Raw genomic sequence first — 14,370 nt, forward strand, 5'->3', positions numbered from 1 at the left:
TATACCCTTCTTGCTTGAAGTTGTTGCGATGTTAGCGACTCCTCACTCACGAAGCACTAACCAGCCTCAGCTCATGGCTCGCTCGCAGCGGCCAGTGACTTCGAGTGTATGATACTCGATCGCGCTCAGATTTTATCTTGTGAAACCAAACCGGAGGGGAAGAATACCGTGGGTTTCAGTCTTTTCCTATTAGGATCGCAACGTCAGAGTGCTATTTCTCACTCTAACGTTGTTTTTTCGGGCGAATCTGTGCGACTCAGTGACTACTTGAAATCGGCGTAAGGCACCAAGGGCTGTGGTGGCATATCCAGTGAGCCTTGCCAGCCAGCCATAGAGTAACGCAGGTAGATAAGCGCATGGCTTGGGGTATAGTCCTTCGCCTGCTGGATATCGACCCCAGCACCCAATGTCCAATGCGAACTCAAACGGCGTTCGATCAAGGCGCGCAAGGTATAACCCACCCCATTGCTGCTACCACCATCATCGGGTTCATACCGATCTGGAATAGGCTGGATGCTGTTATTGAGCAGATTTTGCAGTGGATAACGCGCTCGTGAGCTGGTTGCAGAATGTGAAACAGACACCGACCCACCCAACTCCCACGACCAGTTATCTGTCCGCTGCCGATAGTTTACCGGAATAGCCAGTGACAAATACTTTTGCGGGCTGTAATACCCACCCTGGCCTAGCGTATAACCGCTGAGGTCTTTTTGATAATGCCACCACATACCGTTCAAACCGACGGTAACACGGCGGTTATCTTCATTGATTAGCTTGTAGTAATAGCCTGTCATAAAGCGCAGGCGCTGGTTATCTGCTACATTTTTGCCAGTCAGATAATGATAGCTTAAATCGCTCCACACTCCGTTGGCTTCACCACGATCGTAACTGGCTCCCAGACTGACGCCGTTAGCACGCACGCCCCCCCAGGTCACATTGGTATTCGGATCTTTGGCTCCGGCAAAAGCCAGCATCGAGCTGGATATTGGTCGACGTGATGCCGTGGCAGTCCAGCCAATATGATTCCAACTATTGCTGTATGCCAGCCCACCGACCACATCAACAACGTCAAACCCCATCGGCGTAGTACCGATATCGGTTTGCCAACTGTCATTTTGCCAACCCACAGCAACACTGGTGCCCGTTGCCTGTTGATGCAGATTAGTCTGACATGGATTTTCTGTCTGGTAGCAGGTACCGGCTTTATATCGGGTATTCTTGTCAAAGGTCCCGGCATCCATCTGCACCGTATCCGTTCTGAAGAACGCCCGACCATCAGCTAACGAGGTATCTACCTGCAACATCGTGTTGTGCGCACGGAGGTCTGAAATCCCTTCAGTGCCACTTGACCGCAGATAGTCGTGATCGAGAGTGATGCGGGTATCCTGCTGACGATAAAGGTCAGCGGCATCAGAACGAACACCCCGCTTAAGCCAGTCATCCGTGGCCTGATTGCGGGTCAGCAAGGTATAACTGTCGTTATCAGCCGGGAGCGTAGGTGTGATACCACTGGCTACCATGGCATGTTTGAAATCATCCTGCGCCGCAGCAGGTTGCCCCTGTAATTGGGCTAACCGGCCTGAGTCACGGAATATCAAGGCATTATCCTGTGAAGGAACACCTTTGGCAGCCACCAGCTTCAAACGTTGGAAAATATCTGCTGCTTTTTGTGGCTCCCCTACGCTGCGCCAGGCATTAGCTATCCGGCGCTGAGTGTTCAAGCTGGCCCCTTCATCGGAAAGTGGCTTATGTTGTAAATTTTGATGAGCATCACTGAGGCGGCCTTCAGCAATATAAGCCTCAATCTCACCCAGTATGGCATCAGGGTTTTGTGGCTCGCGCGCCCGAATTCGCTGATAACCCGCCAGTGCTTCCTGATAGTCGCCACGCTCCAGCGCCCAATCGGCAAGCGTCAGGTCAATTCCGGTGTTGGCTGGCTGCTGACGTAATACGGTTACCGCGCCCGCTTCATCACCACTTGCCCGCAGTTGGCGGGCCACGGCCAGTACCTGTTCCAATTTCAAGCGCTGGTCTAAAGCGCGGATATTATCAGTCCATTGCAGGGTTGGCAGCGTTGCCAAATGCGCCAATGCCTGACTATCTCGCCCCGTGCTGGAGAAATACAGTGCATAGGCATATACCTGTTCGGGATCTCCCGGCTTACGGCTTGCTAGCCGGTGGAACTGGGCATCAGCCTCCGCCAAATGATCCTCTTGCGCTAACGCCTGTGCCAGCCGATAAGTTATCCAGACATCGTCCGGGGCCATCTTTAGCGCCTGCCGATATTTTTCTGCCGCCTGACGCCATTGTTGCTGCGCCGCCAGATTTTCGGCTTGTTGTTTCAGCATATCTATTTGCAGGCTATCTAATGTGTCACGCATTTTGGCTTGTTGACTGCGTGGCAAACTGTTCAGGTAACTCAATGCTTTTTGCGGCGATTCACGCTGGTAGATATTACTTAGCCCACGCACTGCACTGTCGTTTGATGGGTCCAGACGTAGCGCTTGCTGATAATACTGTTCGGCTGTTTTATCATCATGACGGGCCACGGCAACATCAGCTAAGCCAATCAATGCATAGCTGTCGCTGCCGTCAATGTGCCGTGCCTGCTGGTATTTCTGTTGCGCCACGTCGGTATTACCCGCTTTCAGCGCTTTATCTCCCTCGTCATTTAGCAGCCAGTAGCGATTGGTTTTTATCAGGCTGATCCACTTGTCGCTTTTCAGACCATCTTTATCTGATTTTTGCGCCTGCTCAAACAAGCGCAGCGCTTGGGCGCGGTCACCGCTACGGGCATATGCCAGGCCCAATGCGCCGAGTATTTCGGGGTCATTAGGTGAGGCAGCCAGTGCCTGTTTTAGCGCAGGGATCGCCGCCGCCCCGCCACCGCTGTCTACCTTTGCCAATCCGTTTAAACGCGCTTGATAAGTCGGTGAAGCCAGCATGGCCTGCTGGTTTGCCAATGCCTGACGGGCGAGATTAGCTTGAGGGCCAGACGAGAAGACGTCGAGGAAATGAGTCAGTGCCGCGACACTTTGTGGGCTAACAGTCATTGCCTTGATTGTTTCCATCCACAAATCTGCGGCTTGTGAAGCTCCCACAGGGTCCGAGGCCACTTTCTCCAACATGGCATAGCCTTGCGTAGCGTTTTGCTGGCTGAAATACAGGCGGGCCAAGGCCATTCGCAGCGCGACATTGCCGGGGTATTGTTGATCAAGTGCGGCTAACTTCTGGGTGGCGAGGGCTTCCTGCCCCGGAACACGTGCGACCAACCGCCAGTATTCCACAGCAAGATCCAGCGTCGGCGGTTTTCCTTGCAACAATTGATCATATTGCGCTTTGGCCTCAGCAATCCGCCCGGCAGTCGCCAACAGACGTGCTTGTTGCAACTGTTGCCGCACCTCCGGTTTAGTCAGCGCCAACATCAGTTTCGCTCGCTGATAAGTATCTGAATCAGGTGCCAGTTGTTGCAGTTTATCCAACTGTTGTTGTGCTTCGGCCAAATTACCCTGTCTCAGGGCTTGGCGCATACTTGCCGCCACTACATCTGGGTTATTTGGGTCCATCATATTCAGGCGATATAATGATTGCTTAACCAATTCGTCTCTATTGGTCGCTTCCCCTAACCGTACCTGTTCCAGTAAAAACTGGGTTGGTGAGACCGGTTCCGCGCCCAGAGCCATACCGGTAAAGGCTTGAGGCAACAGCGCCAGGCTTAAGAGCCAGTATCTTTTAATGTTGCGCATTGACTATTCCATGAGGGCTGAAGCTCACCCTGACGATTAAAACGATAGCGCTGCTGTACCCATCCCTGACCAAACAGCGTCAGCACAGTACTGTAATAAGCATTCGCGGACGGTGGGGTATCTTGCACACGCTGTTGTTGCCCATTAAAGGTTTGCTGATTATAGGGTTGAGGACTGCTGGCTAAAAATGGCAGTAATGCTGCCGAGAACCCTTCCGGCCCCTTGCCACTGGTTTTGCCGTTACTGGTATCCACATTTTCCGGTGGCACTCCTTGCTGTTGAGTTACCGCCACCATCGGCTGGAATCGCTGGATTAACGCCGCCTTTTGTGGGCTGTTATTGGACAACATGCCAACCCACAAATAGACACGTATCGCGTCGTAGCTACCGATATCGGGCCGTGTTTCATCAGATTGCCAACCTTTCCCTTCTTGCCAAACGACCCAATCAGGGGAGAAACCATGGGGTGCCGTTTCAAGCAATAAGCGCTGATTGACTTTAGCCATCGCTTTCCATGGCCCCGCCAAAGAGGCAAAGCGTGCCAACAGTTGTGGCGGCAGATAACTCGGGTTGAGCCGCCAACGGTCATTATCGTTAAAGCCAATTTTCCCCGGTAATAACATCTCGCCAAGGCCCGGAATATTCACCACTTCTTCTTGGGCAATACGTTGTAGCAACAAGGTGCCCATCGTCTGGTAACGGCGACTATCCCATAGCCGCCCCGCTTCCAATAAGCTATATGCAATCCATAAGTCCGAATCCGAGGCCGAGTTTGGATCCAGAACGTCCCAATTATTATCCTTACGTTGCCCCCATAACCATACGGGCAAACGTGCAGTCAAATCCCCCGCAGCCAGATTGTTTTCCGTCCAGGACAATAATTGGTCAAAAGCGTCCCGATCATTGGCAACCAGAGCAAAAAACAACCCATAACTCTGCCCTTCAGACGTGGTTACTTTCCTCGCGCTACTGGGATCAATAACTCGCCCAGCATCGCTGACATAGTCATGTTTGAACTGCTGCCATGCCGGCCAATCACATGTTGCCGCGCTACCAAAACTGACCAGCAGCAGCAGGGCACAGAGCCGCCGTTTAAACATCACGACCATCAGCCTTAATCTCTTTCATCGGGTGATAACCGGCGGCGGCTGATCAGACGTAATACCCGCCAGACCATCATTGCAGCCATAACCACAACCAATACTGCCACGCCAGCCAGCAGCACCGGATGGGTAGATAAGGCATACCAGATACGTTCCCACCACGGTAGGTGGCCGACCTCATAGGTCTCGCCAACCCGTAGACTGTTGACACCTGACTCACGAATAACCGCGACCGAGCCAAAGATAGCCTCGCGCTTGCCGGTATCGAGCAGTGCATTGTTCAACAAGCTATAGCCATGCGAGCCATCCGCCAATAACGCCACAATACTGCGCTGAGAGAAGTGAGGTGATTGCATGCCGATGATAGCGGACATTGCGCCTTCAGAGCTTATCGTCGCTTGGCTGTCTGCCATCCAGTCTGATTGTGGTGCCATTATGGTCGGTAAGTCCGTTTGCCGATTTGGCATTTTCAGCCAACTCAGCGTCTGTTCCACCAGCACGTTAATCTGCCGATCATTGCGCAGTTCTGGCGGAATTGTGCCAATAATCAACACATCGGCATCTTTTTCCTTCACCTGTGACCAATTATCAGTGATGTTAATACCGACGGCTGGGTAGCCCACCTGCGCCCCGATATTACCCACTGCATTGAGCAGGGTTGTTATCTGTGCCGGAGCCGGTTTTGGTGGTACCAGAACCAGCGTTTCAGAGAGATCAGCCATGCGGCTGAAGGGGAATCCAGCATTGGCAAATGCCCGCAGATCAGGCATTTCCATAAAGTGACGGTAGCCGGAAAAATCGATAGTAGAGTTACCGTCAATCACCGCGTGATTCGGCGCGGTAGAATAGGTTTCACATCGCCCTTCGACACCGCTTGCCAACAAGGTGCTGTAATCAAAATCAAAGCGCAGTTGGTTGATAGCACCCAGTTTCAAGGCCGGAATGCTTAGCCTTTTGGTGGCATCCTGTAAGCCTTGTAACAGTGGCATGCGCAGGATCTTACTGTCTTCTGGCATATTCGGTGACAGTGGGTAATCCTGCACAAACTGATTATTCAAGCTGATACTTAAGCGGGAACCATCCATCAGGCGTGTTGAGGTGTAGCGATATTTCAAACGCATATCGATACCGGCACTGCGAATCAAGAACAAATCCGGTGGCAGATTCATCGCTAATGAAATCGGCGGTGGCAGTAATCCCGAGGTTTGCAGTTGATCAGGATATTGCTGTAACTCAGCAAACGTCATCGGGCGATCGGTACGTACCCAATTTGGCGCGTCATAAGGCAGGCGAGGCGCTAATTGCTCAACCTTATCCACGGTGACGTTCTGGCCACGGAACAGAATATTGCCTTGCGCGATCCCCTGTGCGGCAGTAATCAGATCATTATCATCGCGCCCTAGAATCAGTAGCAATTTCACATACGGGTTATTCGGATGGCTGATGATTTCCACCGTTGGCGCTTTCACCGGCGGGTAATCTTTCAGGAAATCAGGCCGTTGTGAATTGGTCGCGAACACCACGCCATGCTGAGTAGGCAGTTGGTTGTACAATACTGGGAAGCTCTGCCCACGCCATTGCGCCTTAGCACCAAACCATGATGCCAGAATAGCGGCAGCCCGCTGTTGTGACACATCAGGTGCAGCAGCAAATATCACGGGTAGAGTCAGCGGGCGATTATCCCTGCCATCAAAAAATGGCTCAGGGAAGTGGGACAAATCATTTTTAACCAGCAGCGATTGATAGCGCAAATCCAGCGAGCTGGATTTACTGACATCCAGCCACAATGTATTGCTCGCCGGGTTCTCACAGATATTTTGATAGTGGCCGACAAAAACTAACCGCAACCGGTTGAAATCAGTGATATAACGTGGATCAATCGGTAATTGCAGATGGGTGGGTTGACCAAGCTGATCTTTGGTGATCGCCGTGACGCCCATCAGTTCGTCATTCAGGAAGATCTTCACCTGCGACTCCACCGGGATCAGTGAAGGTGACGGCGTAAACTCAAGATTCAACGTCGCATTAGTCACTACCTCATCACTGCGCACACCGAACTCAAGTTGGCCTTCAGGGTTAGTACCACGCAAGGAAAATGTCCCCGGCGGCGGAGCGATTTTGGCGAACGGGTACTTCACGTCACGCAGCGGCGCATCACCCAATGCTGCGGGAACCAGCACCGCGTCACCGGTCATGACCGCCGATTGAGTTGGTGGCGCAGCCGGAGTTTCAGCATGGGTGAATGGCGTCAGTCCCAAAGCCAATGCGGTAAACCAGGTTATTTTTCTCGTCATCATATCATCATCAATGTTGAGCCACTGTCTGGCTTTGGCTGCTCGGAACCTGATTTTTACCTACGCCATGGGGTACAAATGACGCTATCCAGGCAATCAGGGAAGTAAATCCTACCAATACATTTCGTATTACCGGCGGTGCATAGCTGGCCATACGGACATATCCTCTAAAGCCCAGCGCCAACACATCACGCAGACTTTCAATTGGCTTATCTTCAGGGAAACCATCCTGCCACAGCGCCCAAGTATCGGCGCGGGCAAATGTGCACTGTATAAAATCAATATGTTGGGCCACACTCAGTTGATGCATTCGCATCCCGGCTTTAGTGCCGAAGGCACGGGTCACCTCACAGGGGAAGGTGTACTCTTGCGCCCCACGTTTAAGCAGTAAGTGTACCGCCTCACCCTCTTGCAGTAATCCAACGTCACGCATCTCAATCCCCACGCCACCATCGGAATAGTCGCGCAGTGTACAGGAGAACAAGTGACCATCAGCGCGTGCGACTGCGGCTGGCATGGCTATTTCGACCCGATGTGATTGGCGCACTTGTTTGGCTTCAACCGCCACCGCAACGGCACCGCCTAAAATCGTCATGTTATAAATCACCCACACCAGGCTGATAACCACCGTCATAATTTCATTCGACGGGCCATGACCTAAACGCCACAACCCCGCAATCAAACCCGCAAGGTTAAGCAAAACCAGCGTCATATACGGGCGGGTGATCACCCAATCCACATGCTGTTCTTCAACCAGCCCCCCTTTCGCCGTGACGTTAAACGTCCCTTTGTGCGGATTGAGGAGTGCTATGGTGGTCGGCCGGGCGATATACCACGCCAGCACCGTTTCATAGATTTCACTCCAGAAGGAATGGCGGTATTTCCCTTGCAGACGTGAGTTGGTCAGACTGGCATGGATCATATGCGGCAACACATAGAGTGCGATCGCCAATGCTGGAGCAAAAATAATGTAAGCATGCAGTAGCAGGAAAGCCAGCGGAGCGGTTAAGAAGATCAACCTTGGTACGCCAGATAAGAAGTGCAACATGGCATTGACATAGCATAGACGCTGTACCCATCTCAGCCCTTTGCCAAACAACGGGTTATCTAACCGGAAGATTTGTACCATACCCCGCGCCCAACGAATGCGTTGACCAATATGGGCCGACAAACTTTCGGTCGCCAGCCCAGCGGCCTGCGGAATACGGATATAGGCGGAGGAGTAGCCTTTACGGTGCATACGCAACGAGGTATGGGCATCTTCAGTCACTGTTTCTACCGCAATACCGCCAACAGCATCTAACGCACTGCGGCGCAGCACCGCACAAGAACCACAGAAGAAGGTGGCATCCCACATATCGTTACCGTCTTGCACCAAACCATAAAACAGCGTGCCTTCATTCGGTGTCTGACGAAAACGCCCCAGATTTCGCTCAAAGGGGTCGGGAGAGAAAAAGTGATGTGGCGTCTGGAGTATGCCTAGCTTGGTATCTTTAAAGAACCAGCCCAACGTCAATTGCAGGAAAGAGCGGGTCGGTACGTGGTCGCAGTCAAAAATGGCGACAAACTCCCCGTGAGCCTGTTTCAACGCATGGTTGATGTTCCCGGCTTTGGCATGCTCGTGAGTCGGTCGGGCAATGTAATGCACCCCAACCTCAGCGGCGAACGCTTTAAACGCAGGCCGGTTACCATCATCCAAAATATAGATATTGATTTTATCTTTCGGCCAATCAATACCAAGAGCAGCATAAATGGTTGGTTTGACCACGCCGAGGTCTTCGTTATAGGTCGGCACCATCAAATCAATGGTCGGCCAACTATTGATATCATCTGGCATTGCCACCGGCTGGCGGTTGAGCGGCCAAATAGTCTGGAAGTAACCTAAGACAAGCACCACCCAGGCGTAAGTCTCAGCAAACAGCAACAATAATCCGCATACCAGACTAACCGGGTCATCCCAGTTCAGCGTTTCGGTATAGCGCCACCATAGATAGCGGCAGGAGACGGTCAACGACAGCACGATAAGCATTAAAGTCGGTAAGCGCCCCGGCACGCGCCGCATCACCATCGCCAACGCCCAAAGCAGCAGCACAAAAACGAACTGCGCCATCATGCCAAACGGCTGAGAAATACACAGCAGCGCTAAGATGCCGGTGAAGATACCCAAAATAATAAACATAACCCGGCGGGTGCGCTTTGAAGACGGGGTTAATCGAGTGATCAGCGATTGCTCCAGCCGCTGGAGTTCAAAGCGTTCAGGTATGTTCCCCAGCCAACGGATATAACCTTGTCTTTTATGTTTTACCCATTTCTTGCCGACGGCGGCAGGTTGGTGCCTTTTCTCATTGCGCGATTCAGGATAGGTCAGTAGCAGCCAAAGCCCTTGCAAGAGATACCGTAGGCCATCGCCAAGCCGTGGGCGAGTAGGTGAAATCTGTGGGAACCAGTAAGTGCGGTTTTGTATCACACGCTGCCAACTGGGTGACTCAAAACGTAGAAAAATCCAGCACAACGGTAGAGCTAATGTGGTCAGAAAAGCAGTGAGCACGGTGCAGCCTTGCTGCATATACAGATGATAGCGTCGACGCATCCCTTGATAAACGGGGGTCAGAAATAATACCCGTATCAGGCTATTCATGGCCTTTTTTCGCCATATTAATCAAACACCAATTTGCCAGTGTGATGACCTCTTCGGCAGCCAGACTTTGCGCACTGTATTCACCCAATGGCTGTTTGGCCGCCAACGCTTCAGCAACCGCTTCATCGCGATGAATAAATATGGGTAATAAGTTGTCCAGGCTTTGTAACCAAAGCTGATGTAAATCCTGTTGTAGATGGCTACTGGCAGAAAATTGGTTCAGCAGGAAATGGCAGTTAGCAGGCAGATTTTGCTGATGCAAGCGAATATGACAACTGGCATCGGCATGGATCAATACCAGCACCTTATCAGCCAGCGCTAACATCTGACGCGTGAAAGTGCTGTCCCCCGCAGGGATATCCAATAGAATCCAGCAACTGGGCGTGCTGGCCTGCAACGCAGCCAGATTTTCCCGCCACAGGTTGGGATGCTGTTGTAAAGAGGTGTGCAATTGCTCAGTTTCAGTGAGGGTTAACTGGCCAAAAGGCAGAAAGTCCAACTGTTCGGAATAGCGCATCGCCCCTTGCTGCCAACCTTCGCCCGCGATTTCGGCTTTGGCCCAACCACGGGGTTGATCAAACGGCATATTGAAATGCAACCGCAGTAAGTTATCCGGTGAAAAATCGATCACCAGAACTGATTCTTTCAGTTGCTGCAATGCCCAAGCAAGAGCGGCGGCTACCGATGTAGTACCAACCCCACCTCTTATCCCTTGTAATGCCAGTACCGGCATAAACTATTCTCTCCCTGTAGATTGGGCCAGTTCAGCCAGCAATGGCCAGCGAGCCATCATCTGAGTTAATCGTTCCTGACGAACGATATCAATATAACTTAACGTTGGTAATGAGAAAGCCTGAGTTAATGCTAGTAGATCATCCTGAGATTCGAGTAATGTTTTGGCGTGAAATCGATTTATTATGGCTTTCATTTTATCCGCCTTCAGAAAATAGGCTATGGTAATTAATTATACCGATAATTAGAGTATACTTTCTCCCAACAGGATGAGTCTTAGATTATTATCACGGTAAAGACATTGGTTAATGATTATTGCAATGTTACAATTGTTCAATGAATTTATCCAGTAATTGGCCCAATCGTATTTTAACCAAGCAGATAAAAAATCTATGCCACGATCTTTCACATTAGGTGTTCGAAAAATCTGGGATGAATTAGCCGTGATGCAGGCGCCTGGGTTTTATTGGGTCAATATTGAACGTCAAATTGATGCTAATTTATTCTGTCAGCAACTTATTCGTAACCAGCCTGAAAATACGCGGGCCGCGTTGATTTGTGCCGGGCTAAAACCGGAGAAGTTACTGGCAAGTCTTGTGGGTTATGGCCCTAACAAATTGCCACTCTTTACGCTCCCTGCGCAAAAAAAAGCATTGCTACACTTAACTCACGATTTAATGCGTTCATTACGGCCGCAACAGCGACTGTTCATTCTGTTGGCGCCGGCCAGTTTATGGCAAACATTCACTGGCGAAGAGATGCAGCAGTGGCTACAACATATTCAACAATGGTTGGGCGAACAGAACTGTACGCTAATCGTGATTTGCCACAGCGCCGGAATTAATAAAGTTAAAAATCAACTAGTTAGCCAGCATCGTTATTTGCAAGGGTTAGCCTGCCTGCAATGGCAGCAAGATAATGCGCAGTATGTTGTCTCTTGGTGGAGCACTGAAAAAGGGGTTACTGCCAATCAGTTAGTTCTGTTGAAAGCCGATGAACAAGGCTGGAGCATGGCGGATGAAGTTCAACAGGCACTGCCGCCTTCACGTAATGATGAGCATCTGTACTTAGCGGAAACCACCATTCTGGAGGGAGCACCACCACTTTCTGCCAACTGGCAATTGTTTGATAGCAACGCTGTATTGGCTCAACGGGCAATCAATGCCCATACCGCCACATTGATTTTTGCTCTTGATCAAAGTGAACAAATAGACGACTTAGCACATCAGATCCATAACATTCGCCGCCAACGCGGTGATGCTGTCAAAATTGTAGTGCGCGAAATGAACGCCAGCCTGCGTTACAGCGATGAACGTTTGTTGCTGGCCTGCGGCGCGAATCTGATTGTGCCTCACATCGCACCGCTGTCACGCTTTCTTACTATGCTGGAAGGTATTCAGGGCCAACGTTTCTCTCGGCATGTTCCTCAAGATATCAATACATTATTAGAGGCTTTACGCCCGTTCCAGCTTAAAGGTTATTTACCTCCTGCCGAGTTCTGCCACTCTGTTTTGCAACTGATGAACAACACGCTGCTGCCCGAAAATGGCAAAGGTGTCATGGTTGCTCTGCGGGCAGTCCCTGGGTTACAGGCAAAGCAAGCCCTAACACTGTGCCATCTACGCCGCTATGGTGATGTGGTAACAGTAGCTGATAACCACTTAGTATTATTTCTTTCTACCTGCCGTATCAATGACTTAGACACTGCTCTGAATTATATATTCCGTTTGCCGGCTGCTGAAGTTTTCAGTAATCAACGGGTGTGGTATCAGGATCAAGCCATTATCGCTGAGATTAACCGGATGAATACCCCCAATGCCTGGCAAATGACCGGTGACAAAAAATCCTATACGCAAGAAGTTGATGCCCCTGAGCAAGCCGAAGTTAGCCGACGAATACCTGTGCCTCTGGCGCTGGATGTCGGGCAGAACAAGGATAGAACACAATGAATTTCAACGATATTTGGCAACTCCTGCTGTTCAGTGCGGTTATCTTTTTCCCATTAGGGTATGTGGCGCACCGTTGGTTTCCACGCTGGTGGGAGAAAAGACAACATCTGTTCTTATCGGCACGATATTTAAAATCAGAAGGGGTTTGGTTGCGTAATGGCTCCTCTTCACAGACGAAGAAACAACCATGAATGCAAAGAATAAACTGCAAGAATCGCCAAACCCGTGGCGTTATTGGCGTGGCCTTGGCGCATGGAACTACTATTTCCTGCTAAAATTTGCCCTGCTATGGTTTGGGTACCTGAACTTCCATCCGCTGGCTAACCTGATATTTATTGCTTTCCTACTCTTCCCAATCCCAGCATACAGGGTCCACCGTTGGCGTCACTGGATTGCGATACCGATAGGTATTGGCGTGTTGTATCACGACACCTGGCTGCCGGGGCTTAACAGTATTCTAAGCCAACGAACGCTCATTATGGGCTTTAGCTTTAGCTATCTGGTTGAATTGTTTGCCCGTTTTATTAACTGGGCCATGATAGGAACTGCCTTTGTTATCTTGGTGGGCTACCTGTTTATTTCACAGTGGATTCGGGTGACTGTTTTTGTCGTTGCAGCCATTATTTGGTTGAATATTGCCAGCATCGCCGGCCCCGCATTTTCGCTAACACCGGCGGCTGAAACGCCGGTAACCGCTGCCGCGATAACATCAGCCGCGATAACACCGGGGGGCGAGCCGCCAGCGCCCAGTAGCAGTCAGGTAGTAGCCAGTGCCCCGCCAACCGATGCCAATCTAACGGCTTATCTGAATGCATTTTATGAGCAGGAAAAGACCCGCCGTACGGCTTTCCCGGCCTCCCTGCCAGCAGATGCACAACCTTTTGATTTATTAATTATTAATATCTGCTCATTGTCTTGGTCAGATATTGAAGCCATCCAACAGGATAAACATCCGCTGTGGAATAAGTTTGATATTCTGTTCAAGAATTTCAACTCTGCCACCGCCTACAGTGGCCCGGCATCAATACGGTTACTGCGCGCCAGTTGTGGTCAATCGTCGCACAAAGATCTCTATCAGCCACAAGAGCAACAGTGTTATCTATTTGATAATTTGGCGAAACTTGGCTTCACATCTCAGTTGATGCTGGATCACTCTGGGGTATTTGGTAATTATCTGCAAAACATTCAAGACGACGGCAATCTGCGCGCGCCGCTCATGTCACAAAAAGGTATCAGTAATCAATTGGCATCCTTCGATGGTGAGCCAATTTACAATGATTTGGAACTGCTCAACCGCTGGCTGGAACAGCAGCAGAAAGGCGGGGATACCCGTAGCGCAACCTTCATGAATATCATACCGTTACATGATGGTAACCGCTTCGCCGGTACCAATAAAACGGCTGATTACCGCGCTCGCGCCCAAACGCTATTTGACCAATTGAACACGTTTTTAGAGGAATTGGAAAAATCAGGTCGCAAAGTCATGGTGGTAATCGTACCGGAGCACGGTGCTGCGCTGGTAGGCGATAAAATGCAGATGTCCGGCCTGAGAGATATCCCCAGCCCAAGCATCACGCATATCCCTGTTGGGATTAAGCTAATAGGTATCAAAGCGCCACAGCCCGCCAGCCCGGTGACTATCAACACGCCAAGCAGTTATCTGGCTCTCTCTGAATTAGTATCACGCATGGTCGATGGCAAAGTATTTACTGCGCCAACTATCGATTGGCAGACCCTGACACAAGGATTGCCACAAACAGCCGTAATATCTGAAAATGATAATGCTATTGTGATTCAATATCAGGGAAAACCTTATATTCGATTAAATGGCGGTGACTGGGTACCTTACCCACAATAAAAACCGAACAGTATTACCTGTGGCTATTCGATAAAGGGTGCATTTATTGC

General features: G+C 50.5%; 9 protein-coding genes. 3 read left to right on the plus strand and 6 right to left on the minus strand.

From position 1 onward, the window contains the following. Window positions 1-263: 263 nt before the first annotated feature. The 6 genes from bcsC to bcsR are packed head-to-tail and all read right to left on the minus strand — an operon-like array spanning window position 264 to window position 10,709. Window positions 264-3,746: a cellulose synthase complex outer membrane protein BcsC gene (gene bcsC, locus A6J67_RS02605; protein WP_050297822.1), complete on the minus strand. Its 3,483-nt coding sequence runs from the start codon at window positions 3,744-3,746 to the stop codon at window positions 264-266. Then, window positions 3,716-4,855, minus strand: a complete 1,140-nt coding sequence (bcsZ, locus tag A6J67_RS02610; protein WP_005187032.1) for a cellulose synthase complex periplasmic endoglucanase BcsZ — start codon at window positions 4,853-4,855, stop codon at window positions 3,716-3,718. Before bcsZ ends, bcsC begins: the two co-directional genes overlap by 31 nt. A 5-nt stretch (window positions 4,856-4,860) precedes the next feature. Then, window positions 4,861-7,143 (minus strand): cellulose biosynthesis cyclic di-GMP-binding regulatory protein BcsB, encoded by a 2,283-nt coding sequence (bcsB, locus tag A6J67_RS02615; protein ID WP_050297850.1) that lies wholly within the window; start codon window positions 7,141-7,143, stop codon window positions 4,861-4,863. Window positions 7,144-7,153: 10 nt separating this feature from the next. Continuing rightward, window positions 7,154-9,781, minus strand: a complete 2,628-nt coding sequence (bcsA, locus tag A6J67_RS02620) for a UDP-forming cellulose synthase catalytic subunit (RefSeq protein WP_050297823.1) — start codon at window positions 9,779-9,781, stop codon at window positions 7,154-7,156. Further along, window positions 9,774-10,514, minus strand: a complete 741-nt coding sequence (gene bcsQ / locus A6J67_RS02625) for a cellulose biosynthesis protein BcsQ (protein ID WP_050297824.1) — start codon at window positions 10,512-10,514, stop codon at window positions 9,774-9,776. Before bcsQ ends, bcsA begins: the two co-directional genes overlap by 8 nt. A gap of 3 nt (window positions 10,515-10,517) precedes the next feature. After that, window positions 10,518-10,709, minus strand: a complete 192-nt coding sequence (bcsR, locus tag A6J67_RS02630) for a cellulose biosynthesis protein BcsR (RefSeq protein WP_042568802.1) — start codon at window positions 10,707-10,709, stop codon at window positions 10,518-10,520. A gap of 196 nt (window positions 10,710-10,905) precedes the next feature. Between bcsR and bcsE the strand changes: the two genes are divergently transcribed. The 3 genes from bcsE to bcsG are packed head-to-tail and all read left to right on the plus strand — an operon-like array spanning window position 10,906 to window position 14,320. Continuing rightward, the gene (gene bcsE / locus A6J67_RS02635; protein WP_050297825.1) at window positions 10,906-12,462 is read left to right on the plus strand and encodes a cellulose biosynthesis protein BcsE; all 1,557 of its coding nucleotides are present in this window, start codon (window positions 10,906-10,908) and stop codon (window positions 12,460-12,462) included. Then, window positions 12,459-12,653, plus strand: coding sequence for a cellulose biosynthesis protein BcsF (bcsF, locus tag A6J67_RS02640; RefSeq protein WP_032906777.1), 195 nt, complete (start codon window positions 12,459-12,461; stop codon window positions 12,651-12,653). Before bcsE ends, bcsF begins: the two co-directional genes overlap by 4 nt. Next, window positions 12,650-14,320: a cellulose biosynthesis protein BcsG gene (bcsG, locus tag A6J67_RS02645; RefSeq protein ID WP_050074707.1), complete on the plus strand. Its 1,671-nt coding sequence runs from the start codon at window positions 12,650-12,652 to the stop codon at window positions 14,318-14,320. Before bcsF ends, bcsG begins: the two co-directional genes overlap by 4 nt. Window positions 14,321-14,370: the final 50 nt, after the last annotated feature.

Source organism: Yersinia sp. FDAARGOS_228, from assembly GCF_002073315.2.
GTDB classification, from domain to species: Bacteria; Pseudomonadota; Gammaproteobacteria; order Enterobacterales; family Enterobacteriaceae; genus Yersinia; species Yersinia intermedia.